Source organism: Malikia granosa (assembly GCF_002980595.1).
Taxonomy (GTDB): Bacteria; Pseudomonadota; Gammaproteobacteria; order Burkholderiales; family Burkholderiaceae_C; genus Malikia; species Malikia granosa.
The window spans coordinates 16,437-40,089 of record NZ_PVLQ01000015.1 but is presented as its reverse complement, the minus strand read 5'-3'; the positions used below and the strand labels follow the sequence as shown (position 1 = coordinate 40,089).

Annotated in this window: 22 protein-coding genes; 5 read left to right on the top strand and 17 right to left on the bottom strand. The window is 68.1% G+C overall.

From position 1 onward, the window contains the following. Nucleotides 1–30 precede the first annotated feature (30 nt). From C6P64_RS05220 to C6P64_RS05205, 5 genes are all read right to left on the bottom strand, one after another. A complete protein-coding gene (locus tag C6P64_RS05220) occupies nt 31–1,065 on the bottom strand; it encodes a hypothetical protein (protein ID WP_105747538.1) in 1,035 nt (344 codons plus the stop codon). Nucleotides 1,066–1,279: 214 nt separating this feature from the next. Beyond that, on the bottom strand, nt 1,280–2,824 hold the full coding sequence (locus C6P64_RS05215; protein WP_105747537.1) for a methyl-accepting chemotaxis protein: 1,545 nt from the start codon (nt 2,822–2,824) through the stop codon (nt 1,280–1,282). Between the two features lie 104 nt (nt 2,825–2,928). Beyond that, entirely contained in the window at nt 2,929–4,473 is a 1,545-nt protein-coding gene (lysS, locus tag C6P64_RS05210) for a lysine--tRNA ligase (protein ID WP_105747536.1), read from the bottom strand. Between the two features lie 46 nt (nt 4,474–4,519). After that, nucleotides 4,520–4,681, bottom strand: a complete 162-nt coding sequence (locus tag C6P64_RS18160) for a hypothetical protein (protein ID WP_170073044.1) — start codon at nt 4,679–4,681, stop codon at nt 4,520–4,522. Further along, nucleotides 4,678–5,985, bottom strand: a complete 1,308-nt coding sequence (locus tag C6P64_RS05205) for a replication-associated recombination protein A (RefSeq protein ID WP_105747535.1) — start codon at nt 5,983–5,985, stop codon at nt 4,678–4,680. The genes C6P64_RS18160 and C6P64_RS05205 overlap by 4 nt, the downstream gene beginning before the upstream one ends. Nucleotides 5,986–6,197: 212 nt before the next feature. Between C6P64_RS05205 and C6P64_RS05200 the strand changes: the two genes are divergently transcribed. Then, nucleotides 6,198–7,295, top strand: coding sequence for an extracellular catalytic domain type 2 short-chain-length polyhydroxyalkanoate depolymerase (locus tag C6P64_RS05200; RefSeq protein ID WP_245911630.1), 1,098 nt, complete (start codon nt 6,198–6,200; stop codon nt 7,293–7,295). A 55-nt stretch (nt 7,296–7,350) separates the two neighbouring features. Continuing rightward, complete coding sequence (locus C6P64_RS05195; protein ID WP_105747533.1) at nt 7,351–8,250, top strand: SH3 domain-containing protein; 900 nt, start codon at nt 7,351–7,353, stop codon at nt 8,248–8,250. Nucleotides 8,251–8,293: 43 nt separating this feature from the next. Here C6P64_RS05195 and C6P64_RS05190 read toward each other — a convergent pair whose 3' ends face one another. The 12 genes from C6P64_RS05190 to apbC all read right to left on the bottom strand — a co-directional run bounded on the left by C6P64_RS05190 (nt 8,294) and on the right by apbC (nt 20,203). Beyond that, on the bottom strand, nt 8,294–9,166 hold the full coding sequence (locus C6P64_RS05190; protein ID WP_105747565.1) for a formate dehydrogenase accessory sulfurtransferase FdhD: 873 nt from the start codon (nt 9,164–9,166) through the stop codon (nt 8,294–8,296). Nucleotides 9,167–9,242: 76 nt separating this feature from the next. Further along, a complete protein-coding gene (locus tag C6P64_RS05185; protein WP_105747532.1) occupies nt 9,243–9,599 on the bottom strand; it encodes a hypothetical protein in 357 nt (118 codons plus the stop codon). Further along, on the bottom strand, nt 9,596–10,825 hold the full coding sequence (locus tag C6P64_RS05180) for a formate dehydrogenase subunit gamma (RefSeq protein WP_105747531.1): 1,230 nt from the start codon (nt 10,823–10,825) through the stop codon (nt 9,596–9,598). The genes C6P64_RS05185 and C6P64_RS05180 overlap by 4 nt, the downstream gene beginning before the upstream one ends. A 13-nt stretch (nt 10,826–10,838) precedes the next feature. Beyond that, nucleotides 10,839–11,081 carry a hypothetical protein gene (locus C6P64_RS05175; protein ID WP_105747530.1) on the bottom strand — a complete coding sequence of 81 codons (243 nt, stop codon included), beginning with the start codon at nt 11,079–11,081 and terminating at the stop codon, nt 10,839–10,841. Beyond that, entirely contained in the window at nt 11,078–11,689 is a 612-nt protein-coding gene (gene fdh3B / locus C6P64_RS05170; RefSeq protein ID WP_105747529.1) for a formate dehydrogenase FDH3 subunit beta, read from the bottom strand. Before fdh3B ends, C6P64_RS05175 begins: the two co-directional genes overlap by 4 nt. 1 nt (nt 11,690) lies before the next feature. Beyond that, nucleotides 11,691–14,660 (bottom strand): formate dehydrogenase subunit alpha, encoded by a 2,970-nt coding sequence (locus tag C6P64_RS05165; RefSeq protein WP_105747528.1) that lies wholly within the window; start codon nt 14,658–14,660, stop codon nt 11,691–11,693. 56 nt (nt 14,661–14,716) lie between these two features. Then, nucleotides 14,717–14,929, bottom strand: coding sequence for a formate dehydrogenase (locus tag C6P64_RS05160; RefSeq protein ID WP_105747527.1), 213 nt, complete (start codon nt 14,927–14,929; stop codon nt 14,717–14,719). A gap of 138 nt (nt 14,930–15,067) precedes the next feature. Then, complete coding sequence (locus C6P64_RS05155) at nt 15,068–15,670, bottom strand: TorD/DmsD family molecular chaperone (protein WP_245911629.1); 603 nt, start codon at nt 15,668–15,670, stop codon at nt 15,068–15,070. 17 nt (nt 15,671–15,687) lie between these two features. After that, on the bottom strand, nt 15,688–17,805 hold the full coding sequence (locus C6P64_RS05150; protein ID WP_105747525.1) for a 4Fe-4S dicluster domain-containing protein: 2,118 nt from the start codon (nt 17,803–17,805) through the stop codon (nt 15,688–15,690). Further along, nucleotides 17,802–18,476 (bottom strand): DUF3306 domain-containing protein, encoded by a 675-nt coding sequence (locus C6P64_RS05145; protein ID WP_105747524.1) that lies wholly within the window; start codon nt 18,474–18,476, stop codon nt 17,802–17,804. The genes C6P64_RS05150 and C6P64_RS05145 overlap by 4 nt, the downstream gene beginning before the upstream one ends. Beyond that, the gene (locus C6P64_RS05140; RefSeq protein ID WP_105747523.1) at nt 18,473–19,087 is read right to left on the bottom strand and encodes a DUF3305 domain-containing protein; all 615 of its coding nucleotides are present in this window, start codon (nt 19,085–19,087) and stop codon (nt 18,473–18,475) included. Before C6P64_RS05140 ends, C6P64_RS05145 begins: the two co-directional genes overlap by 4 nt. A 3-nt stretch (nt 19,088–19,090) precedes the next feature. Then, nucleotides 19,091–20,203: an iron-sulfur cluster carrier protein ApbC gene (gene apbC / locus C6P64_RS05135; RefSeq protein WP_425436728.1), complete on the bottom strand. Its 1,113-nt coding sequence runs from the start codon at nt 20,201–20,203 to the stop codon at nt 19,091–19,093. A 125-nt stretch (nt 20,204–20,328) separates the two neighbouring features. On the opposite strand from apbC, the gene metG reads away from it, so the two are divergent. The 3 genes from metG (at nt 20,329) to C6P64_RS05120 (ending at nt 23,647) form a co-directional block, all read left to right on the top strand. Beyond that, nucleotides 20,329–22,404, top strand: coding sequence for a methionine--tRNA ligase (gene metG / locus C6P64_RS05130; protein ID WP_105747521.1), 2,076 nt, complete (start codon nt 20,329–20,331; stop codon nt 22,402–22,404). Nucleotides 22,405–22,555: 151 nt separating this feature from the next. Beyond that, the gene (locus C6P64_RS05125) at nt 22,556–22,768 is read left to right on the top strand and encodes a DUF3460 family protein (RefSeq protein WP_105747520.1); all 213 of its coding nucleotides are present in this window, start codon (nt 22,556–22,558) and stop codon (nt 22,766–22,768) included. 18 nt (nt 22,769–22,786) lie between these two features. After that, entirely contained in the window at nt 22,787–23,647 is an 861-nt protein-coding gene (locus C6P64_RS05120) for a segregation and condensation protein A (RefSeq protein WP_105747519.1), read from the top strand. Nucleotides 23,648–23,653 lie beyond the last annotated feature (6 nt).

The window sequence follows — 23,653 nt, the reverse complement described above, 5'->3', positions numbered from 1 at the left end:
GGCGGACCGCTTCGCCCCCCCCCGCTGCGGTCAGAAGCCGATCCAGACCCCACCCGAGGTACAAGCCTCCTGGATCTGCGGATTCAGCGCCTGCGCATCCCGCTCAAGTATCGCGATCGCGGCCTGCAGGTTGGCAATCGCGTTTTCGGCATTGGCGATGCCCGTGGTCAAGGCCGCGATGCGGTTTTCCACATCGCGCAGGGCATCGCGCGCCCTGGCATAGTTCGATGATGCCCGCTGGGCCCGGCTGGCCGCCTGGTCCAGGGCTATCACCGCGAGCGCGCAGGCCCGGATCGATCCGCTCGCGCACGCCGCGCCTACGGCGAGCAACGCCACCCTGAGCGCCTCGACGGCATCGAGCGCCCTGAGCCGGGCCGTCTCGAGGTTGCTGCGCATTTGCGGCAGCTGTGCCTGGGCATTCTGGAGCCGCTGCCGGTCGCCCGCCAGCTGGGTCGAGAGCGCGTTGAGATTGTTCTGGTTGTTGGCAATCGCCTGGGCAATCTGGCCCAGCTGCTCCAGCAGGCCGCGACAGGTGGAGGCGTCATAGGCCGGAGCCAGGCGGTCCGCGCGGCTCGAGGCCACCGAGATCCTGGCGTCCGCCAGCAAGCCCAGGATGCCGTCGGAGGCCGACTCGATCTGGATCGCCTGCGCATCGACCTTCTGGGCCGCCAGCGCCAGCGCATCGGCCAGCGCGGCATTGCTCGGATCGAGCTGCAACTGCTCGGCCACCTTCTTCAGGGCCGCGACCTCGGCCAGGAAGGCGGACAGCGCCTTGTCGGAGGCCGCGATGAAGCCGGCCCCGTCGACGAAGATTCTCTCGATCGCCCTGGCTTGCACACCGCTCGCCTGCACCTCGGTCTGCAGGCTGGCGACCTCGGCCGCCGTGAGGTCCATGCGGGAACTCAGGTCGGCGACCCGGCGGGCGGCCTCGTTCAAGGTCAGCGGCGCGGCCGCTCCGCCACCGCCACAACCCGCCAGCGCGAGCAGGCCCAGCAGCGCCAGCCGCCTGTTGACCCGCCCCTCGTCCCGTCCGCCTGACGGAGCCCTTCCCAGCTGCTTGTGCATTCTTCCTCCCTTGGACGGCCTGGTCTTGTTATCCAGGGGAGGACGCGGCCTGACCACCTGGCTGCCACAGCCAGGCCAGCAGTCTGAACCCTCCCCTTCGAGTCCATCGTAGCGGAGGCACTGTCCGATGGGAAGGCCATGCCTTGGCAACCGATCGGGGCGGAGCGCTGCGACCTCGATGCCGAGCGCGCCCGCGGGATTCAGGAAGCGGGAATCAAGAGGCTGAGGCGGACAGCTTGAACACCCCGACCAGCTCCTCCAGGTGCGCCGCCTGGTCCTGCAGCGACTTCGCTGCGGCCGAGGCCTGCTCGACCATCGCGGCGTTCTGGTGCGTCACGTCGTTGATCTCGGACATCACGCCATTGACGCGCTCGATGCCGGTGGTCTGCTCGGCGCTGGCCATGGCGATGCGGCCCATGATTTCGGTCACCTGGCGAATGCTCGCCTCGACATCCTGCATCGTGCTGCCGGCCTGATGCACCAGCGCCCGCCCGGCACCCACCTGCTCGACCGAGGCGTCGATCAGTTGCTTGATCTCCTTGGCCGCGCTGGCCGAGCGCTGCGCCAGGCTGCGCACCTCGGAGGCGACGACGGCAAAGCCACGCCCCTGCTCGCCGGCGCGGGCCGCTTCCACCGCGGCATTGAGCGCCAGGATATTGGTCTGGAAGGCAATCGAGTCGATCACGCCGATGATGTCGACGATCCGGCTCGAGGCAGCATTGATCGCCTCCATCTTGTCGACGACCTCGGACACCACCGCCCCGCCCCGGTGCGCCACCTCGGACGCCGCCAGCACGAGCTGGTTGGCCTGGCTGGCGCTGTCGGCGTTCTGGTTGACGATGGTGGTCAGCTCCCGCATCGACACGGCCGCCTGGTCGAGCGCGCCAGCCTGCGCCTCGGTGCGCTCCGACAGGTCGGCGTTGCCGGTGGCGATGTCGCTCGCGGCCTGGTAGATCGTGTCGGTGCCGGCACGCACCTGCCCCACGACACGGACCAGGCTGGCGTTCATGTCCTTGAGCGATTGCTGCAGCTCGCCGATCTCGTTGCCCGAATCGACCTTGATCGCCTGCGTCAGGTCCCCGTCGGCGATGCCCTTGGCCACCTCGACCCCCTGCGCCAGCGGCTGCGTCACGACGCGGCGAATGAAGGGATAGATCAGCATCAGCACCGGGATGCTGGTGATGACCGCCATCAGGATCGACTTGAAGCGCTGGTCGGCCAGCTCGGCATTGACCTTTTCCAGCGACACCTTCATGCCGACGACGCCGAGCACCGTGTTCTCCGGCACCAGGTGGCATTGCATGCAGTTCTTGCCCAGGTAGTTGGGCTTGGCCAGGGCGGGTCGGATCGCCCGCAGGTACTCGCCCTGGGCATCGGTCTCGACCTGGACCAGCGGCTGGCCGTTCTTCAGCACCCATTGCTCGGCGGCATCGGGCTGGCGGTCATCCTTGTCGTTGCCGGGACCGAAGGTCTGGATCACGCTGTCGCCGCGCAGCACCCGCACATCGCGAATGGTGCCGAGCTGCTTGACCTGGTCGAGGAACACGTCGCGCTGCGCGACCGTGCCGGTCACCATCATGCCGGTCAGGCCGGCCATGGTGGCGCTGTGCATGCTGAGCGAATAATCCTCGGCCTGCTTGATCGCGGCCTCGCGGTAGGCATAACCTTGCCAGACGATCACGCCCGACCAGACCACGACCAGGGCTGCCGCGATGGTCAGCAGCAGTTGGACCCAGATTCTGTATTTCGCCCCATGCATGGCAATGCCCCAGATATGAAAAGGGTCATTCTAAGAAATCCTGGGGACCGATCCCCTGCATGGGCGTGAAACGGCCACCCGCCAGGGATGGCCGGCCGCAGCGATCAGCTCTCGCGGCGCAGCGCCGGGAACAGCACCACGTCGCGGATGCTCGGGCTGTCGGTCAGCAGCATGATCAGGCGGTCGATGCCGATGCCGCAGCCGCCGGCCGGCGGCATGCCGTGCTCGAGCGCGCGCACGAAGTCGTGGTCGTAGTACATCGCCTCGTCGTCGCCGGCATCCTTGTTCGAGACCTGGGCGTGGAAGCGCGCGGCCTGGTCCTCGGCGTCGTTGAGCTCGGAGAAGCCGTTGCCGACTTCGCGGCCGGTGATGTAGAGCTCGAAGCGCTCGGTCACGCTCGGATCGTTGTCGCTGGCGCGCGCCAGCGGCGAGATCTCGGTCGGGTGGTTGCAGATGAAGGTCGGGTTCCAGAGCTTGTCCTCGACCGTCTCCTCGAAGTACATCACCTGCAGGCCGGCCAGGCTGCGGCTGTCCAGGCGGTCCTTGACCGGGTCCATGCCGAGCTTGCGCAGCTGCGCGATCAGCCAGTCGCGGTCGTCAACCTGGTCGCCGGCCTCGGTGTGCTTGAGGATGGCCTCGCGGATGGTGAGGCGCTCGAACGGTGCTTCCAGGTCGACATCGCGGCCCTGGTAGCTCAGCTTGGCGCCGCCGCAGACGCGCTGGGCGGCATGGCGGATCAGCTCCTCGGTGAACACCATCAGGTCGAGGTAGTTCCAGTAGCCCGCGTAGAACTCCATCATGGTGAACTCGGGGTTGTGGCGCACGCTGATGCCTTCGTTGCGGAAGTTGCGGTTGATCTCGAACACGCGCTCGAAGCCGCCGACCAGCAGGCGCTTCAGGTAAAGCTCGGGCGCGATGCGCAGGTACATGTCCTGCTCGAGCGCGTTGTGGTGCGTCACGAAGGGACGTGCATTGGCGCCGCCCGGGATCGGGTGCAGCATCGGCGTCTCGACTTCCAGGAAGTCGTTCTGCACCATGAACTCGCGGATGCTGGTCACAGCCAGGCTGCGCGCCATGAAGCGCTTGCGTGCCTGCTCGTCCATCATCAGGTCGACATAGCGCTGGCGGTACTTCATCTCCTGGTCCTGCATGCCGTGGAACTTGTCGGGCATCGGACGCAGGCTCTTGGTCAGCATGCGGATCTTGTCGGCCTTGACGGTGAGCTCGCCGGTGCGGGTCTTGAACAGCTCGCCCTCGATCGCGATGATGTCGCCCAGGTCCCAGTGCTTGAAGGCGGCGTGCACCTCGGCCCCGACGCCCTCGTTGTTGATGTAGGCCTGGATGCGGCCGCCGGTCGGGCCGAAGGACGAGTCCTGCACGGTCGCGAAGCTGGCCTTGCCCATCACGCGCTTGAGCATCATGCGGCCGGCCACGCTGACGCGCACCTTCAACGGCTCGAGCAGCTCGTTGCTCAGGTGGCCGTATTCGGCCTGCAGTTGCTCGGCACGGTGCTGCGGCTTGAAGTCGTTCGGGAAGGCAGCGCCCCCACCGGCGGCTTGCGCTTCGCGCAGGCCCTTGAGCTTCTCGCGGCGCTCGGCGATCAGCTGGTTGTGGTCTTCGGCCTGGGGGGCGTGGTGTTCTTGCGTCATGGGGCTGGATGGGGGTTGCGGCGTGCGCGGCCTGCGCACAAACCATCTATTCTAATTTTTCGCGCGGCAGGCGGTTCAACTCTTGCCGCTCGCACAGCTTGGCTACGATCCGGATCTCGAGTCCGCGCTCGACCGGACGGTGGAAGCAGGGACTTGACGGGCCCTTGGGCAGGTAGCTCTTGCCGGACGCGAAGCCGACATCTGTCATTTATCCCTCCAGGCCGCCTCATCCCATTGCTTCAGCAGCGCCAGCTTCTCGCCGATCTTGAGCTCCAGCCCCCTGGGCACCGGCTGATACCAGCCCGGCTCGGCCATGCCGTCGGGCAGGTAGGTCTCGCCCGCCGCATAGGCATTGGGCTCGTCATGGGCATAGCGGTATTCGTGGCCGTAGCCCAGTTCCTTCATCAGCTTCGTGGGCGCATTGCGCAGATGGACCGGCACCTCCCTGCTCTTGTCCTGCTTCACGAAGGCCTTGGCAGCGTTGTAGGCCTTGTAGCCCGCATTGCTCTTGGCCGCGACGGCCAGGTAGATCACGGCCTGGCCCAGCGCCAGCTCGCCCTCGGGGCTGCCCAGCCGCTCATAGGTCAGTGCCGCATCGTTGGCGATCTGCATGGCCCTGGGATCGGCCAGGCCGATGTCCTCCCAGGCCATGCGCACGATGCGCCGCGCCAGATAGCGCGCATCGGCCCCGCCGTCCAGCATCCGGGTCAGCCAGTAGAGCGCGGCGTCCGGATGGGAGCCCCGCACCGACTTGTGCAAGGCCGAGATCTGGTCATAGAAGCTGTCGCCTCCCTTGTCGAAACGCCTTGAATTCAAGGTCAGGGCGTTCTGCACGAAGTCGGCATCGATCTTCTTCACGCCGGCGGCACCGGCAGCCGTCTGGCACTGTTCCAGCAGGTTCAGGAATCGTCTGGCATCGCCGTCCGCATAGCCGATGATGGTGTCCCGCGCCAGGTCGTCGAACTCCAGCCCGCCCAGCGCCTTCTCCTGCGCCCGTTGCAGCAACTGCTTGAGTTCCTCGTCGGACAGCGACTGCAGCACATAGACCTGGGCGCGCGACAGCAAGGCCGAGTTCACCTCGAAGGACGGGTTCTCGGTGGTGGCGCCAATGAAGGTGACCAGACCGCTTTCCGCATAGGGCAACAGCGCATCCTGCTGCGACTTGTTGAAGCGGTGAATCTCGTCGACGAACAGGATCGTGTGCTTGCCCATGGCCAGGTTCTGCTGGGCCTGCTCCATGGCCGCACGGATGTCCTTCACACCCGAGAACACCGCGGACAGGGCGATGAACTCGCACTTGAAGGCGGTGGCAGTGAGCCGGGCCAAGGTGGTCTTGCCGACACCCGGCGGCCCCCAGAAGATCATCGAGTGCGGCTTGCCCGACTGGAAGGCCAGCCTCAGGGGCTTGCCGTCACCCAGCAAATGCGACTGACCAATGACCTCGTCCAAGGTCTTGGGGCGAAGGGCTTCAGCCAGGGGAGCTACGGGCTCTTGGGCAAACAGATCGGACATGGCAGGCTCCCTTCAGGAGCATGGATAAACCCAGATTATCCGGCGGACCAGTCCAGGCGGAAAAAGAAAACGAGGGCTCTCGGCATCACCCAGCCAAAGATTGTCAGATCTACCTTATCCCATTAGGATGACCGGCGGGTGTCCCTTTTCATCGACGCCCCAGGACGTGAAGGCAGCCGGCTGCCGCATCGTCCCGCCAGGGAGGAAAACACATGAAATCACCGACAAAGACCACCACGGCAAGCCCCTGCGGCCAGAAGCCCGGACTGGGCCGGATGCTGGCCGCCCTCTGCCTGCCGCTGCTGTGCGCCGGCGCGCTGGCCGAGCCCAAGGCACCAGCACTCGAGGCCTATGGCGCCGACCCGACCCAGACCTCGGTCTCGGGGCTCTCGTCCGGGGCCTACATGGCGGTGCAGCTGCAAGTGGCCTATTCGAAGGACATCGTCGGCGCTGGCGTGATCGCGGGCGGGCCCTACTACTGCGCGGCCAACAACATCGCCTACGCCAGCCTCTGCATGGGCCAGGTGCCCTTCTTCCCGCCCAACCCGGCCATCATGGCCGGCTTTGCCAAGGACTTCGCGCGCGCGCGCAAGATCGATCCGCTCAGCCACCTGGCGGACGACCGGGTCTACGTGTTCAGCGGCACCGAGGACAAGATCCAGCGCCAGCCGGCGGTCGATGCCACGGTGGCCTTCCTGGAACAGGTCGGGGTCAAGCCGCAGAACCTCAAGTACGTGAACGACTTTCCGGCCGGCCACGCGGTGATCGCCCCGGGCCAGGGCAACGACTGCGCGGCCAACGAGAGCCCCTACATCAGCCACTGCGAGGTCGGCGACAAGGGGCACGAGCAGTCCTACGACCAGGCCGGCGCCCTGCTGCAGCAGATCTACGGCCCGTTGAGCGCAGCGGCTGACAAGCCCAGGGGCCAGATCGTCGCCTTCGACCAGCGCGCCTATGCCAACAGCGCCACCAGCATGGCCGACACCGGCTACCTCTATGTGCCGCAGAGCTGCAGCGAGGCGGGGGCGGGCTGCAAGGTGCATGTCGCGCTGCACGGCTGCGCGCAGTCGGCCGAGTCGGTGGGCGACCGCTTCTACACCGAGGCCGGCTACAACCGCTGGGCCGACAGCAACCACATGCTGGTGCTCTACCCCCAGGTCAACCCGTCGGCCTCCAGGCCCTACAACCCCAAGGGCTGCTGGGACTGGTGGGGCTACAGCGGCAGCCACTACGCCTACAAGTCGGCGCCGCAGATGAAGGCCATCATGCAGATGGTCTACCGCCTGACCCAGGCGCCAACCGGGAATTGAGCTGTCGCCAGCCGCCGGCCATGGAGCCAGCCTGTCTCAACCGAGGAGTATCCGCATGAACCAGTACCAGGTCACCGCCACGGCGCTCAACGTGCGCCAGCGCCCCGAACTCAAGGGCTCGATAGTCGGCGTGCTGCCGCGCGGCGAAAAGGTCGAGAAACTCAAGGTCGAGCAGAAATGGTTCTACATCCGCTGCGGCGCGCTCGAGGGCTGGTGCTACAGCGCCTACCTCGAACCGGCGGCTCCGGTAGCCAAGACCACGCTGATCACCTACAAGATCACCTCGGACAGCAGCGGCAAGCTCGAGGCCCTGGCCCGGCTGGCCTGCAACTTCTGGAACCGCTACCTGATCCCGCAGCAGTCGATCGTGATCCGGATCGGCGTCTTCACGAGCTTCGGCAACACCATCGCGCGGGCCTGGAAACCCTATGCCGAGAAGGGCGTGGTCTACGGCGCGGTCGAGTTCAACACCAACTTCCTCGGCATCTTCAGCGATGTCGAGATCGCCGGCACCTTGATCCACGAGATCGGCCACACGCTGGGCATGGGCTGGGAGCGCTGGCTGACCCTGTTCGACCCGCAGACCGGCCGCTTCACGCCCGCGTCCGTGGCCAGGCTGCCAGCGCTGGCCAACTACCGGGTCGAGACCGACTACGGCCCAGGCACCACCCTGGCGCACTGGGACGAGGAGCTGTACGACCGCGAGCTGATGACCGGCATCAAGGACAACATGCTCTACGTGATGCCGATGACCATCGACGTGATGCAGTTGCTCGGACATCAGGTGGCCGAGCGACTGGGCGAGAAACGGCCGCTGGAAGACCTGCTGGCCGAGCTGCAGAACATGCAGTTCTCGCTCTACGAGGTGGCCGACCAGATCGACAAGAACCACTATGTCGAGACCGAGATCTGGGAGGAGGTCTATACCCAGAAGCGCCGTCCGATCCGCTGCTGAGCGGATGGCGGTCGGGCGCCAGGCCAGCGGGACGGCGCGCGCTTCAGGCCGGCTGCGCCAGACGCGCCGCCGAGCGCGCCGGCTCGCTGCCGGGCTCGACATCGCGCAGCAGCCGCTGCGGATGCGAGAAGCACAGGAAGCGCTCGTTGGTCGCGCGGCCGATCGCGCACAGCCCGACCTGCTCGGCCACGGCCAGCCCCATCTGGGTCGTGCCGCTGCGCGAGACCACGACCGGAATCCCCATCTGGGCCGACTTGATCACCATCTCGCTGGTCAGCCGGCCGGTGGTGTAGAAGGCCTTGTCGAAGCCCTGCATCGCTGCCGGGTCCTGCAGCCACATCCAGCCCGCGATGGTGTCGACCGCGTTGTGGCGCCCGACATCCTCGACGAACAGCAGCAGCTCGGGGCCGCGAAACAGCGCGCAGCCATGGACCGAGCCCGAGCGCTTGTAGACCGAGTCCTGCTGCCGGATCTGGCGCACGATCGCGTACAGGTCGGACTGGCGCAGCCGGGCCTCGGGCGGCAGCTCGATGCGGTCGACCTCGTCCATCAGGCCACCGAAGACGCTGCCCTGGCCGCAGCCGGTCGTAACCACGCGGCGCGAAGTGCGGTCCTCGATCGCCGCGATGCCGTGGCGGGTCTTGACCGCGGCGGCACCGACCTCCCAGTCGACCGTGATCGACTCGATCTCGTCGACCGAGCGCAGCAGGCGCTGGTTGCGCAGATAGCCCAGCACCAGCCACTCGGGATGGGCGCCCAGCGTCATCAGCGTGACCAACTCGCGCTTGTCGACATAGATGGTGAGGTCGCGCTCGGCCGGAATCGCGATCTCACGCGCCTGGCCGAATTCGTCATGCACCGTGACCTGGCAGGTCTGCGGCGCGCTGGCCTGGCTCAGCCTGGGCTGGCGCGGCAGGCCCTTGGGCGCCGGACTCGATGCGGCGGCAGCGCTCGCACCGTCAGCGCTGGCGGCAATGAAGGCTCCTTCCACCTCAGGGCTTCTTGGCACTGGTCTTGGCCGCCGGTGCGGGCGGGGCAGCGGGGGCTGCCGCTGCGCTGGCCGCAGCAGGCGCCGGTGCGGGTGCGACAAAGGGACCCGGGTCGGTGCAGGCGGGCGCTGCCGCCGGCTTGGCCGCCTGGGGATGGGTCTTGAAGTAATGCGCCGCCGCCTTCTCGGAGGCCAGGCAGGTCTGGTAGCCATCGACCTTGGCCTGATGCGCCGCCTTGGCCTTGGTCTCGGCGGCCTTGGCCTGCTCCTCCGGACTGAGCTCGGGCGTCGGCAGCTTGGCCAGCGCGGCGATCGGCAGGCAGGCCAGCAGCAGGAGAAGTTTCGCGGGTGTCGCTGTCATGACGGGCTCCTGGAGACGGGATTCACGGAGATCGGCACCTGCGGCCGGGCGGCAGCCTTCTGGCTGCGCTGGGCCGGGATCTTGCCGGACTGGATGTCCTGGTACCAGAGCTCGTGGTGCTCGCGGGCCCAGCCGGGCTCGACATAGCCGGTCCTCATGGCGCGGTAGGCGCCGCGCGTACCGACCGTGCCCATGTAGATATGGCCTGCGATCAGCGCACAGGACAGCAGCGCCAGCGCGGCATGGACCATGTGCGCGAGCTGCATGTCGGCGCGGAAATAGTCCAGCCCCGGCACCAGCTTGTCGAGCACCAGGCCCGAGGCGACCAGCAGCAGGCCGGGAATGGTCACGGCCCACCAGAAGATGCCCTTCTCGCCGGCGTTGAAGCGGTGCGAGGGTACCTGTCCCTGGCCCAGCATGCCGCCCGCGCGCAGCAGCCACTGGAAATCGGCCCGGTTGGCGATGTTGTCCTTGACGAAGGTCGCGATCATCACCAGCAGCGAGACCGCGTACAGCGGCCCGATGAAGTTGTGCAGGTTCTTCAGCGCATAGGCCAGCCAGCCGAACAGCGTGCTGCCCAGCACCGGCAGCAGGAAGAACTTGCCGAACGCCATCACGAGCCCCGACAGCGCCAGCGTCAGGAAGGCGGCAGCGTTGCTCCAGTGTGCGGCACGCTCGAAGGGCGTGAAGCGCTCGATCGGCTGGCCCTGGCCCGGCGGATGCTCCTGGCCGAGCGGCCCCTTGGCGAAGTAGAACAGCCCGAGCGCAAGCGCGACGATCAGCAGCAGGGCGGCGCCGTAGGGCAGCAGCACCTGGTTGCGCAGCTGGCGCCAGGCCTCGCCGGCGCTGGCCTTGCGCACACCCGGATACTGCACCGTGGGCTGGATCAGGGTGCCATATTCGGCATAGGGCATGTTGACCGTGCCGCTGACGCCCTGCCCGACCTGGCGCCAGACCGGCGCGTTGTTGCCGGGCTGGACCTGGGCGCGCTGGGCATTGCTCTGCTCGGCATAGCCGGGCTCGGCGCTGGCATCCTGCAGCGTCAGGATGTTGGCGCTGCGGATGGCAGGCGTGCCAGCCAGCGGGGCCGGCGCGGCAACGGGCGCAGGCGCCGCTGCAGCCGCTGGCCCTGGCTCGGCGGCCAGCACTGCACCGCCCGTCAGCAGCAGCGCGGCGAGCAGGCCGGCGCGCAGCGGCGCGTGGGCATGGAAGGAAATCCGGTTCATGGCTCGCTCCGGTTCAGGGCTGGCTGGTGCGGCTGTACTCGTTCTGGCCGTACTGGGCGCGGGCGCGCAGCTGCTGGGTCCAGCCGTTGGCATCGCCCGCCTGCCAACCCGGCTGCGCATAGGGACTCTGGCCCACGCCCTGATGGGCTGGCTGGTCGGACTTGATGCCGCCGCCGAGCTGCTGCGGCTTTTCGCCGCAGGCCGACAGCGCGAAGGCGGCGCACAAGGCGCCCAGGGTCAGCAGCTTCGGCTTCATGAGGCGTCTCCTGGCTTGGCCGGCTTGCTGCCGTAGGCGGTGCCCCAGCCCCAGACCTCGGCGCCCTTGCCGCGCTGCACCACCCGGGTGCGGAAGATGTCGGCCACCACGTCGCCGTCGCCCGCGAGCAGCGCCTTGGTCGAGCACATCTCGGCGCAGGCCGGCAGCTTGCCTTCGGCCAGGCGGTTGCGGCCGTATTTCTCGAACTCGGCCTGGCTGCCGTTCTCCTCCGGACCGCCGGCGCAGAAGGTGCACTTGTCCATCTTGCCGCGCACGCCGAAAGTGCCCTGGCCCGGGAACTGCGGCGCGCCGAAGGGACAGGCGTAGCTGCAGTAGCCGCAGCCGATGCAGACATCCTTGTCGTGCAGCACCACGCCCTCGTCGGTGCGGTAGAAGCATTGCACCGGGCAGACCGCCATGCAGGGCGCGTCGCTGCAGTGCATGCAGGCGACCGAGATCGATTTCTCGCCCGGCACGCCGTCATTGAGGGTGACGACGCGGCGGCGGTTGACGCCCCAGGGCACCTCGTGCTCGTTCTTGCAGGCGGTGACGCAGCCGTTGCACTCGATGCAGCGCTCGGCGTCACAAATGAATTTCATGCGTGCCATCTCAAGCCCTTTCGACGTTGCAGATCTGCGTCTTGGTTTCCTGCATCATGGTCACGATGTCGTAGCCATAGCCGGTCGCGGTGTTGACCGCCTCGCCGCGCACGATCGGGTGCGCGCCCTCGGGGTAATGCTCGAGCAGGTCCTTGCCCTGCCAGCGGCCCGAGAAGTGGAAGGGCAGGAACACGGTGTCGGGCGCGACGCGCTCGGTCACCAGCGCCTGCACGTTGAGCCGCGCGCCGGTCGGGCTGCTGACCCAGACCCGGCCGCCATTGCGGATGCCGCGCGCGGCGGCGGTGGCCGGGTTGATCTCGACGAACATCTCCTGCTGCAGCTCGGCCAGCCAGGGGTTGGAGCGGGTTTCCTCGCCGCCGCCCTCGTACTCGACGAGGCGGCCCGAAGTCATGATGAGCGGGAACTTCTCGTGCAGCTTCTCCTCGACGTTCTTCTGCTGCAGCGACTTGTAGAGGATGGGCAGGCGCCAGCGGTTCTTCTGGTCGTCATGGGTCGGATACTTGGCGACCAGGTCGGGCCGGATGCCAAAGATCGGCTCGCGGTGCTGCGGGATCGCGTCGGGGAAGTTCCAGACCACGGCGCGCGCCTTGGCGTTGCCGAACGGGTGGCAGCCGTGGTTCTGCATGAAGACGCGGATCATGCCGCCGCTGGAGTCGGTCTTCCAGTTCTTGCCCTCGGCCTTGGCCTTCTCGGCGTCGGTGAGCTCGTCCCACCAGCCCAGCTTCTTGAGCAGCACATGGTCGAGCTCGGGGTAGCCGGTCGTGATGTCGGCGCCCTTGGAGTGCGAGCCGTCCTCGGCCAGCAGGCTGACGCCGTCCTTCTCGACGCCGAAGTTGGCGCGGAAGTTGCCGCCACCCTCCATCACGTGCACCGAGGTGTCGTAGAGGTTGGGCGATCCCGGGTGCTTGAGCTCGGGCGTGCCGTAGCAAGGCCAGGGCAGGCCGAAATAGTCGCCCGTCAGGTCGTAGCCGGTCTCGGCATCGACCACCTTGCCCTTGCACTTGAGCGTCTTGACGTCGAAGGCGTGCATGTTGCGCATGTGCGCCTTGAGACGCTCCGGGCTCTGGCCGGTGTAGCCGATGGTCCAGACGCAGCGGTTGATCTCGCGCAGGATGTCCTCGATCACCGGCTCGTCCTGGCCCTTGACCTGCTGCAGCTTGACGTTCTTGACCAGCTCCTGGTCGAAGCCGAGCTTCTGCGCCAGCTGGTACATGATCATGTGGTCGCTGCGGCTCTCCCACAGCGGGTCGATCACCTTCTCGCGCCACTGCAGCGAGCGGTTGGACGCGGTGCAGGAGCCGCTGGTCTCGAACTGGGTCGCCGCCGGCAGCAGGTAGACCGCGCGGTCGGGATTGAGGTCGGCGGCATCGCCCGGCATGGCCGCCATCGCGGCGGTGGCGGACGGATAGGGATCGACCACCACCAGCAGGTCGAGCTTGTCCATCGCGCGCTTCATCTCGAGGCCGCGCATCTGCGAGTTGGGTGCATGGCCCCAGTAGAAGACGCCGCGCAGGTTCGGGCCCTGGTCGATATGCTCGTTCTTCTCGAGCACGCCGTCGATCCAGCGCGAGACCGTGATGCCGGGCTTGGTCATCTGGCCTTCGGCGTACTGGGCCTTGATCCACTCGTAATCGACGCCCCAGGCGGCAGCGAAATGCTTCCACGAACCTTCGGCCAGGCCGTAGTAGCCCGGCAGCGAGTCGGGGTTGGGGCCGACGTCGGTCGCGCCCTGCACGTTGTCGTGGCCACGGAAGATGTTGGTGCCGCCGCCGCTCTTGCCGATGTTGCCCAGCGCCAGCTGCAGCAGGCAGGAGGCCCGCACGATGGCGTTGCCGATGGTGTGCTGGGTCTGGCCCATGCACCAGACGACGGTGCCGGGGCGGTGCTGGTGCAGCAGGGTGGCGACGCGCAGCACCTGCTCCTCCTTGACGCCGCAGGCCTCCTCGACCTTGTCGGGCGTCCACTTGGACAACACCTCGTCGCGCACCTTGTCCATGCCCCAGACCCGGTCCTTGATGTAGGCCTTGTCTTCCCAGCCGTTCTTGAAGATGTGGTGCAGGATGCCGAACAGGAAGGGAATGTCGGAGCCGGAGCGGATGCGCACGTACTCGTCAGCCTTGGCCGCGGTGCGGGTGAAGCGCGGATCGACCACGATCATCTTGCAGCCATGCTCCTTGGCGTGCAGCATGTGCAGCATCGAGACCGGGTGCGCCTCGGCGGCGTTGGAGCCGATGTACAACGCGACCTTGCTGTTCTGCATGTCGTTGTACGAGTTGGTCATCGCGCCGTAGCCCCAGGTGTTGGCCACGCCGGCGACGGTGGTCGAGTGGCAGATGCGCGCCTGGTGGTCGCAGTTGTTGGTGCCCCAGAAGCTGACGAACTTGCGCAGCAGATAGGCCTGCTCGTTGCTGTGCTTGGACGAGCCGATGAAGTAGACGCTGTCGGGGCCGCTGGCCGCGCGCAGCGCCTTCATCTTGTCGGAGATCTCGCTCAGCGCCTGGTCCCAGCTGATGCGCTGGTACTTGCCCTTGACCAGCTTCATCGGGTAGCGCAGCCGGTATTCGCCATGACCATGCTCGCGCAGCGAGGCGCCCTTGGCGCAATGCGAGCCGAGGTTGATCGGCGAGTCGAACACCGGCTCCTGGCGCACCCAGACGCCGTTGTCGACCACGGCATCGACGGCGCAGCCGACCGAGCAATGGCTGCAGACGGTGCGGCGCACCTCGATCTTGCGCGCGCCATCGGCCTTGGCATCAGCGGCGGCCTCGGCCTTGCGCACCAGGCTGAGCTGGCCAGCCGCCAGGCCGACGCCCAGGCCCAGGCCGGAGCGGCGCAGGAAACCGCGCCGGTCCATCGTCGGCAGCGCCTGCGCCAGGCCGTGCTGCAGGCGCTGCACCAGGGCGCCGCCATGGGAAGTTGCGCCGCTGGCGCCGCGAGTGGTCTTTCGGGTCAACATCATGGAATCACCTCGCCCGTGGATGAGAGGCCTGCTCAGGCCTGCGGAAGGAGGCCAGCTCAGAGACGAGTGGTCTGGTAGTAGCGCTGGACATGGGCCGAGAGCCGGTAGCCGCTCGGCTCGGGCTGGGCCGGATCGGACGGACTGGCGTCCTTGGCGACCAGGCCGGTGCCGGGCAGGACGGCGGCCACGGCCGCGACGGCACCCACCGTGCCGGCGCCGGCAAACCAGCGCCGGCGGCTGAAGCCGGAATTGGAGGAATCGTTCTTCATATGGTTCTCCGGCAGCCTGCGAGACTGCAATGGCCGTGACCACACTTATGCACGGCATCCATATGTTACTGTAGCGCTGGCCGGGACCGGCGGCAATCCTGCGCTGCAGCAAAGCGGGCTCGGCGGCCCGGGATCGCCTCAGTCGAGCAGGTCGAAGCCCTGGGCCTCGACGGCCATGAAGGCGCGCGTGAAGCCCGCCAGCGCGGCATAGAAAGGCAGGGCTTGCGCCGCGAGCGCGTCGCACAGGCGCTCGGTCCAGGGCTGGAGATGGCGCGCGAAGAAGGCCTGCTGCTGGGTCAGGTTGCAGACCTCGACCTCGTCGCCCGCGATCAGGTAGCGCATCACCTCGCACAGGCAGGCGAAGTGGTCCTCGGTCTCGGGCATGGCGGCGTCGCGCGCCAGGCCGAGCCGGGCCAGGTCCTCGCGCAGCGCGGCCAGCGGCTTCTCGTTCAGGAAACCGCTCAGGTACTCGGAGCCGTAGACGCTGACCGCCGGCTTGCCGACGCCGCCAAACAGCGCATCGAACTCGTCCTGGATCGCGGCATCATCGGCGGCGCGGGCGGCGCCGACCAGCGCGCGCCAGGGTTCCTCGAGGTAGGCGCCGGCGCTGGGCGCCTCGGTCGGAGCCACGCGCAGTTGCGCCAGCAGCTCGGGCGCGGGCGGCGCGTAGAACAGCGCAGCCAGCAAGCCGTAGAGCTCGGCGCGGGCGGTTTCCTCGTCGAGGGCGGAGGACTGGGGCATGGGGTTCATCGCGGGGCTCACAGGTCGGTAATGCGGGACTCGGGCCCGGTGTGGATGTCGATGACGCGGCAGTCGCCGCACATCTTGAGCCGGTCGGCGGCAGCGCCCTGGAACATCGGGTGCGCGCCGAGCCGCGCGATCATGGCGGCGATGCCGCGCTCGGTGCCGAAGGGCTTGTGACAGCGGATGCAGTGGAAGGCCGCCTGCTCGGCGACCACGCGCGGCTCGCGCCGGCTGGGCTCGAGCAGCAGGCGCGGCTCGAGCGTGATCGCCTGCTCGGGGCAGGTGCGCACGCACAGGCCGCATTGCAGGCAGTTCTTCTCGGTGAAGCGCAGCTGGGGCTGGCCGGGGTTGTCCTGCAGCGCGCCGGCCGGGCAGGCGCTGACGCAGCTCAGGCACAGCGTGCAGGCATCGGCATCGACGCGCACGGTGCCCAGCGGTGCCGCCGCCGGCAAGGGGATGGCCTGCGGCAGCCGGGCCAGCGGCGCCTGGCGCTGCAGCTGTTCGAGCGCCATCTCGAGGGTGGCGCGCTTGTCGGCCTGCAGCGCGAAGCGGGCCGGCTCGCGCACGCCCTGCGCCGGCGCGGCTTGCGCCTCGGCGTCGAGCGCGGCGATGTCGCGCGCATCACGCGCCTGCAGCAGGCGGAAATGCTCGCCGGCATAGCCCAGTCCGGCCAGCAGCGACTGGGCGACTTCGAGCTGCTCGCGCAGCGCGCGCAGGTAGTCGGGTGCTTCGGCGTCGGTGGCCAGCAGCCAGACCTGGCTGGCGCCCTGCGCGATGGCGGAGAGCCAGAACTCGATGCCGAGGCTGGCGACATGGCGCAGCGGCCAGGGCAGCACGCGCGCCGGCACGCCGTTGAGGCTGCGGTCGAGCCGGGCGGCGCGGCCCCAGTCGTCGATCAGACGGCTGCCGGCCTCGTCGCTGTGCAGCAGCAGGACGGCATCGCGCCCGCCCGCGCGGGCATAGGTGGAGAGCAGGCGGCGCAGCTTGTCGCCCTGGTGCGCCAGGCTGGGGTAGCCGTAGGACAGCGCCCCGCTCGGGCAGACCGTGCTGCAGGCGCCGCAGCCGGCGCACAGGTGCGGATCGACCTGGATCTGGGCCCGCGCCCGGTCGGCGCCGCTGCTGCGGCTGGAAATGGCGGAGGCCGAACAGATGTCGATGCAGGCGCTGCAGCCGGTCTTGCCGTTGCGGCCATGGGCGCACAGGCGGGACTGGTACTGGACGAAGCGCGGCTGCTCGAACTCGCCGACCAGCTCGCGCAGGCTCAGCAGCGCGGCGAGCTGCTTCTCGGCATCGGCCTTGGGCGGCAGGTGGAAATAGCCTTGCGGCTTCTGGTGCTGGCTGAAGGCCGGGGTCTCGCGCAGGTCCAGCACCAGGTCGAAGCGCTCGCTCTGGGACTGCGGCGCGCGCTGGAAGTCGATCGCGCCGGCCGCCTCGCAGACGCGCACGCAGTCGCGGTGGCCGCTGCAGGCCTGCAGGTCGACCTGGTAGTCGAGGCCGATCGCGCCTTCGGGGCAGGCATCGATGCAGGCGTTGCAGCGGGTGCAGAGGTCGAGCGCGATGGGATTGTTCGCGCTCCATTCGAGCTCGAAGGCGCCGAGCCGTCCGCTCAGGCGCTGCAGCTGGCCGGCCAGCACCGGATGGCGCCGCTCCTGGCGCCCGGCGCCGCCGGTGGCAAACAGGGTCAGCTCGAGCGCGTCGTCGAGCCGCTCGGCCAGCGCCTCGGCGCGCTCGAGCGGACCGATCACGAGCAGCCGGCCCTCGCTGCGAAAGCTCACGCTCGGCACCGGATCGGGCTCGGGCAGCCGGGCCAGCGCGAGCAGCGCCGCCATCTTCGGGCTGGCCTGCTTGCCCTCGCGGCCCCAGCCGCCGGTCTCGCGCAGGTTGACGAAGCGGATCGGACGCGACTCGGGCGCACCTTCGGTCTGCGCCGCCAGCTCGTTGAACAGGCGGCGCTCCTGGGTGCAGGCGACCACCAGGGGTTGCGGACTGCCATCCCTGACTGCGCGCTGGAAGGCGGGGGCCTCGCGCCGGCACAGGGTGCTGTGCTCGACCAGTGTTTCGCCCAAGGCGCGACCCAAGGCCGGCACGTCGAGCGGGAGGGTGCGGTTGCAGTTGCAGATCAGGGTGGTCATGGGGCGGGATCGGAAGACGGCTGGGCCCTTGCGGGTGCTTCGGGTGCGGGATCGAGCGCGTCGGCAGCTGCCTGGTGGGGCTCGGGCCGGGCGGCGGCGCTGGCCTGGCTGGCACTGGGGGCAGCCGCCTCGGCCAGCGGCGCTGGCTGACTGGCGGGGTCAGGCGCAGCAGCGGCAGCGCGGGTACTGGACGGCGTCGGGAAATGCGCCTCGAGCAACTCGCGCGCGAGCGCCAGCGGCAGCGGGTCGGGCTTGGAGTAGTCGTCGATGTAGATGTCGAGACCGTCCATCACGTTGAAATGCGGATCGCTGAACAGCTGCTTGAAGGCGGCGTTGCGGACCTCGGGCGCGACCGCGCGCGCGACGAAGGGCCGGAAGTCGGAGTCCGGCGTGAGCTGCCGCGCGTCATGCAGGGTGGGTGCTGGCAGCGCTGGTTCCGCCTGGCCGGTCGATCCGGCAGATCCAGGCGAGGCGGCGGGGTCGGCGGCAAGGCTGCCTGGGGCCGGTGTCGCGCGGGCCTGGAACGAAGCCGGGACTGATGCCGGAACTGGGGGCCTGGGCGCAGGCGCTGTGGGTGCGAACTCAGGCTCGGGCGGCAGCGGCGCGCCCGAGCGCGCCTGCGCCTTGCGCTTGGCCCAGCGGCCCAGGAAGCCGTCGGAGTCCCCCGTCATGCGGCATTGCCGCCACGGCGGCGGCGCTCCCCGGTGCTGATGCTGACCGGATTGCCGAAGCGGTCGGCCAGCGGCTGGAAGCTGGCGGGCCGCTGGCGGCGCTTGGGCTCGGGCCGGTAGCGCGCCTCGACATAGGCCGCCAGCCAGGCGACGACAGCCGCCGGCGCCGGCACCTGGTCGACCCGCTCCTGCGCGTCGAGCCAGCGGCCGGCGTCGTGGTAGCTCAGGGTCGCGATCTGCGGCAGCGGCGCGGGAGAGCCATCGGGCAGCACGGCCTCATCGGGCCGCCACATCACCCAGCAACAGGGCTGGGGCGAGCTCAGGTTGAGGTAGTAGCCCTCGAGATCGTCGGGATGAAGCTCGAGCGCCAGACCCGGATAGAGCCAGTGGCTGGCCTGATCCGACGCGCCCGATGCGCCGGCCGCGGACTCGAGCGGCAGCGGACCGGCAGCAGCCGGCAGATCCTGCGCATCGAGCGACAACAGTGCCTCGCCGCTCAACACATCGGCCAGCACCCAGCGCCAGCTCTGCCAGCGGCTCATCGGACCGCTGACGGGCTCGCGCCGCATCACCACGGCGACCTCGACCCGGTTCGGCGCGCCGGCCTGCATGGTTCAGCTGTCCTTGGAGATGGTGATGGTCGGGAACTTGGACGAAAAGTCCTTGGCCCGCTGCGCGACCTTGACCGCGACCTGGCGCGCCACCGCCTTGTACAGGCCGGCGACCTCGCCATCGGGATCGGCGACCACGGTCGGACAGCCGCTGTCGGCCTGCTCGCGGATCTGCAGCTTCAGCGGCAGCGCGCCCAGGTAGTCGAGGCCGAGCTCGGCCGCCATGCGCTGGCCGCCATCGGCGCCGAACAAATGCTCGACATGGCCGCAGTTGGAGCAGACATGGACTGCCATGTTCTCGACCACTCCCAGGATGGGCACGCCGACCTTCTCGAACATCCTGACGCCCTTGCGCGCGTCGAGCAGCGCGATGTCCTGCGGCGTGGTGACGATGACGGCGCCGGTGATCGGCACGCGCTGGCTTAAAGATAGCTGGATGTCGCCGGTGCCGGGCGGCATGTCGACGATCAGATAGTCGAGGTCGTCCCAGTTGGTCTGGCGCAACAGCTGGTCCAGCGCCTGGGTCGCCATCGGGCCGCGCCAGATCATGGCCTCGTCCTTGTCGACCAGGAAGCCGATCGAGTTGACCTGCACGCCGTAGTTGCGCAGCGGCTCCATCAGCTTGCCGTCCAGGCTCTCGGGGCGGCCGGTGATGCCCATCATGGTGGGCTGGCTCGGGCCGTAGATGTCGGCATCCAAGATGCCGACGCGCGCGCCCTCGGCGGCCAGCGCCAGCGCCAGGTTGGCTGCGGTGGTGCTCTTGCCCACGCCGCCCTTGCCGGAGGCCACCGCGATGATGTTCTTGACGCCCGGGAGCAATTGCACGCCGCGCTGGACCTGGTGCGCGGTCACCTTGCTGTGGATGGACACCGAGACATTGCCGACGCCGGCGACGCCGCGCGCGGCCTGGACCAGCGCCTCGCGCAGCGCCGGGATCTGGCTTTGTGCCGGATAGCCGAGCTCGACCTCGAAGGCGACGCTGTCGCCCTTGACTTGCAGGTTCTTCAAGGCCTTGCTGGACACGAAGTCGCGGCCGGTGTTGGGGTCGATGACGGTTTGCAGCGCTGCCAGCAGCGCCTGTTGGTCGATGGCCAAGTTTTTTCTCCAGCTGAACATGGAAGCGATTGTGCCCGCATCCCGCCTCAGGCCCGATACCCATGCCCCCAGCGCGGACCAGGGCAATCGCAGGGCGCGCACCGATAAAATCATCGGATTAGTCAACGCCGACAGGTTCAAACCGCATGCCCAGTCCGAATCGCCGCTTCTTCGTCACCACCGCCCTGCCCTACGCCAACGGCAACTTCCACATCGGCCACATCATGGAGTACATCCAGGCCGACATCTGGGTGCGCCTGCGCCGCCTGCAGGGCCACGAGGTGCATTTCGTCGGCGCCGACGACGCGCATGGCGCGCCGATCATGATCGCGGCCGAGAAGGCCGGCATCACGCCGCAGCAATTCGTCGCCAACATCGCGGCCGGCCGCGCGCAGTACCTCGACGGCTTCAACGTCAGGTTCGACAACTGGCACAGCACCGACGGCCCCGAGAACCACGAGCTCGCGCAGCAGATCTACCGCGACCTGAAAGCCAACGGCCTGATCAGCAGCAAGACCATCGAGCAGTTCTTCGACCCCGAGAAGAGCATGTTCCTGCCGGATCGCTTCATCAAGGGCGAATGCCCGAAATGCGGCGCCAAGGACCAGTACGGCGACAGCTGCGAGAGCTGCGGCGCGGTCTACGCGCCGACCGAGCTCAAGAGCCCCTACTCGGCGCTGTCGGGCGCGACGCCGGTGCTGCGCACCTCCGAGCACTACTTCTTCAAGCTCAGCGACCCGCGCTGCATCGAGTTCCTCGAGAACTGGACTTCCGAGCCGGGCCGGCTGCAGCCCGAGGTGCTCAACAAGATCAAGGAATGGTTCGCCAAGGACGAGGAAGGCAATGGTGGCCTGGGCGACTGGGACATCAGCCGCGACGCGCCCTACTTCGGCATCGAGATTCCCGACCTGCCCGAGGGCTCGCCGCGCAAGTATTTCTACGTCTGGCTCGACGCGCCGATCGGCTACCTGGCCTCGCTGAAGAACTACCTGGGCAAGATCGGCGTCGACTACGACCGCTACATCGCCGACCCGGCGGTCGAGCAGGTGCACTTCATCGGCAAGGACATCACCTACTTCCACACCCTGTTCTGGCCCGCGATGCTGCATTTCAGCGGCCGCAAGACCCCGAGCCAGATCAATGTGCACGGCTTCATCACCGTCAACGGCGGCGAGAAGATGAGCAAGAGCCGCGGCACCGGCATCGACCCGCTCAAGTACCTGAAACTGGGCATGAACCCCGAGTGGCTGCGCTACTACCTGGCGGCCAAGCTCAACAGCCGCAACGAGGACGTCGACTTCAACCCGGACGACTTCGCGGCCCGCGTCAACTCGGATCTGGTCGGCAAGTACATCAACATCGCGTCGCGCGCGGCCGGCTTCCTGTCCAAGCGCTTCGGCGGCCAGCTGGCGGCCATCTCGCCCGACGGCGAGACCCTGCTCGATCAGCTGCAGACCGCGGTACCGGCTATCGTCGAACTCTACGCCGAGCGCGAGTACGGCAAGGCGATCCGCGAGGTGATGGCGCTGGCCGACCGCGTCAACGAGTATGTCGACGCCAACAAGCCCTGGGAGCTGGCCAAGAAGGAAGGCATGGAAGCCCGGCTGCAGGATGTCTGCACCACCTGCGTCGAGGCCTTCCGCGTGCTGACCGCCTTGCTCAAGCCGGTGCTGCCGGCGCTGGCCGCCAACGTCGAGGCCTTCCTGCAATGCGTGCCGCTGGACTTCGACAACGCGACCCGCGTGCTGGGCGCCGGCCATGTCATCGGCAACTACCAGCACCTGATGCAGCGCGTCGACATCAAGCTGCTCGAAGCCCTGTTCGAGCCGCCGGCCGCGCCCGAGCCGGAAAAGCTGATCCCGGGCGGCGAGGAGATCGCGCCGACCATCTCGATCGACGACTTCGCCAAGGTCGACCTGCGCATCGCGCGCATCGAGAACTGCGAGCCGGTCGAGGGCTCGACCAAGCTGCTGCGCCTGACGCTCGACGTCGGCGAGGGCCGCACGCGCAACGTGTTTTCCGGCATCGCCAGCATGTACAAGCCCGAGGACCTGATCGGCAAGCTGACCGTGATGGTCGCCAACCTGGCGCCGCGCAAGATGAAGTTCGGTGTCAGCGAGGGCATGGTGCTGGCCGCCAGCCACGCCGACGAGAAGGCGCAACCCGGCATCCATGTGCTGCAGCCCTGGCCGGGCGCGCAGCCGGGCATGCGCATCCACTGAACCGTCGTGACCGCCTCCGGCCCCAGGACCGGGGCGGCTCCAGCGGCGCCAGCTCCCGAGCCTGGCGCCAAGCGATTGGCAAAACCCTGGCTGGCCCATGAACGGGCCGCTGGGTAGAATCCCATTTTTCACACCGTGGTCCGATACTGACATGAGCCTCTTCGCACGCCCCCACTACACCTCCGAAGCCACGCAGTTCATCGAATCGCTCAAGGCCAAGCGGCCCGAACTCGACGCCCAGCAACGCGAAGGCCGCGCCCTGCTGTGGGAGCAAAGCGTGGACCGTGACTGGAATGCCGACGCCAACGAAGGCCGCGTCAAGCAGCAACCCTACGTCTACCAGACCGAACCGACGCTGCGCTGAACCCCGGCGCGGGCCTGAATGAACGACGCGCCCACCCTGGACGACAAGCTGCCCGAAGCCTTGGCCGACCGGCCTAGCGGCGCGCCCGGACCGGTCGATCCGGTGGCCTTTGCACGCCTGTACGGCGAGCCGCTGTTCGCGCTGCCGACCGATCTCTACATCCCGCCCGACGCGCTCGAGGTCTTCCTGGACGCCTTCGAGGGCCCGCTCGACCTGCTGCTGTACCTGATCCGGCGCCAGAACTTCAACATCCTCGACATCCCGATGGCCGAGCTCACGCGCCAGTACCTGGGCTATGTCGAGCAGGTGCGCGCGCGCAACCTCGAGCTGGCGAGCGAATACCTGCTGATGGCCGCGATGCTGATCGAGATCAAGTCGCGCATGCTGCTGCCACAGCGCCAGGCCGCCGCCGGCGAGGAAGTCGAGGACCCGCGCGCCGAGCTGGTGCGCCGGCTGCTCGAGTACGAACAGATCAAGATCGCCTCGCGCCAGCTGGCCGAGGTGCCACAGCTCGGGCGCGACTTCCTGGCCGCTTGCGTCCATGTCGAGCAAGCGCAGGACCTGCGACTGCCGGACGTGAGCCCGGCCGAGTTGCAACAGGCCTGGCGCGACATCCTGCGCCGCGCCAAGCTGGTGCAGCACCACAGGATCAGCCGCGAGGCGCTCTCGGTGCGCGAGCACATGAGCCTGGTGCTGCGCCGGCTGCAGGGCCGGCGCTTCGTCGAATTCGCCGAGCTGTTCGAACTCGACCAGGGCATTCCGGTGCTGGTCGTCACCTTCATCGCGATGCTTGAGCTGGCCAAGGAAACCCTGATCGAGATCACCCAGGCCGAAGCCTTCGCCCCCATCTATGTCCGGCTGGCCTACACGCCGGCCTGAAGCTTG

What these genes read in the sequence shown, in the direction of transcription:
- C6P64_RS05220 (WP_105747538.1), bottom strand. Translation starts at nt 1,065, where the DNA reads ATGCACAAGCAGCTGGGAAGGGCTCCGTCAGGCGGACGGGACGAGGGG.
- C6P64_RS05215 (WP_105747537.1), bottom strand. Translation starts at nt 2,824, where the DNA reads ATGCATGGGGCGAAATACAGAATCTGGGTCCAACTGCTGCTGACCATC.
- lysS (WP_105747536.1), bottom strand. Translation starts at nt 4,473, where the DNA reads ATGACGCAAGAACACCACGCCCCCCAGGCCGAAGACCACAACCAGCTG.
- C6P64_RS18160 (WP_170073044.1), bottom strand. Translation starts at nt 4,681, where the DNA reads ATGACAGATGTCGGCTTCGCGTCCGGCAAGAGCTACCTGCCCAAGGGC.
- C6P64_RS05205 (WP_105747535.1), bottom strand. Translation starts at nt 5,985, where the DNA reads ATGTCCGATCTGTTTGCCCAAGAGCCCGTAGCTCCCCTGGCTGAAGCC.
- C6P64_RS05200 (WP_245911630.1), top strand. Translation starts at nt 6,198, where the DNA reads ATGAAATCACCGACAAAGACCACCACGGCAAGCCCCTGCGGCCAGAAG.
- C6P64_RS05195 (WP_105747533.1), top strand. Translation starts at nt 7,351, where the DNA reads ATGAACCAGTACCAGGTCACCGCCACGGCGCTCAACGTGCGCCAGCGC.
- C6P64_RS05185 (WP_105747532.1), bottom strand. Translation starts at nt 9,599, where the DNA reads ATGACAGCGACACCCGCGAAACTTCTCCTGCTGCTGGCCTGCCTGCCG.
- C6P64_RS05180 (WP_105747531.1), bottom strand. Translation starts at nt 10,825, where the DNA reads ATGAACCGGATTTCCTTCCATGCCCACGCGCCGCTGCGCGCCGGCCTG.
- C6P64_RS05175 (WP_105747530.1), bottom strand. Translation starts at nt 11,081, where the DNA reads ATGAAGCCGAAGCTGCTGACCCTGGGCGCCTTGTGCGCCGCCTTCGCG.
- fdh3B (WP_105747529.1), bottom strand. Translation starts at nt 11,689, where the DNA reads ATGGCACGCATGAAATTCATTTGTGACGCCGAGCGCTGCATCGAGTGC.
- C6P64_RS05165 (WP_105747528.1), bottom strand. Translation starts at nt 14,660, where the DNA reads ATGATGTTGACCCGAAAGACCACTCGCGGCGCCAGCGGCGCAACTTCC.
- C6P64_RS05160 (WP_105747527.1), bottom strand. Translation starts at nt 14,929, where the DNA reads ATGAAGAACGATTCCTCCAATTCCGGCTTCAGCCGCCGGCGCTGGTTT.
- C6P64_RS05155 (WP_245911629.1), bottom strand. Translation starts at nt 15,670, where the DNA reads ATGCCCCAGTCCTCCGCCCTCGACGAGGAAACCGCCCGCGCCGAGCTC.
- C6P64_RS05150 (WP_105747525.1), bottom strand. Translation starts at nt 17,805, where the DNA reads ATGACCACCCTGATCTGCAACTGCAACCGCACCCTCCCGCTCGACGTG.
- C6P64_RS05145 (WP_105747524.1), bottom strand. Translation starts at nt 18,476, where the DNA reads ATGACGGGGGACTCCGACGGCTTCCTGGGCCGCTGGGCCAAGCGCAAG.
- C6P64_RS05140 (WP_105747523.1), bottom strand. Translation starts at nt 19,087, where the DNA reads ATGCAGGCCGGCGCGCCGAACCGGGTCGAGGTCGCCGTGGTGATGCGG.
- apbC (WP_425436728.1), bottom strand. Translation starts at nt 20,203, where the DNA reads ATGTTCAGCTGGAGAAAAAACTTGGCCATCGACCAACAGGCGCTGCTG.
- metG (WP_105747521.1), top strand. Translation starts at nt 20,329, where the DNA reads ATGCCCAGTCCGAATCGCCGCTTCTTCGTCACCACCGCCCTGCCCTAC.
- C6P64_RS05125 (WP_105747520.1), top strand. Translation starts at nt 22,556, where the DNA reads ATGAGCCTCTTCGCACGCCCCCACTACACCTCCGAAGCCACGCAGTTC.
- C6P64_RS05120 (WP_105747519.1), top strand. Translation starts at nt 22,787, where the DNA reads ATGAACGACGCGCCCACCCTGGACGACAAGCTGCCCGAAGCCTTGGCC.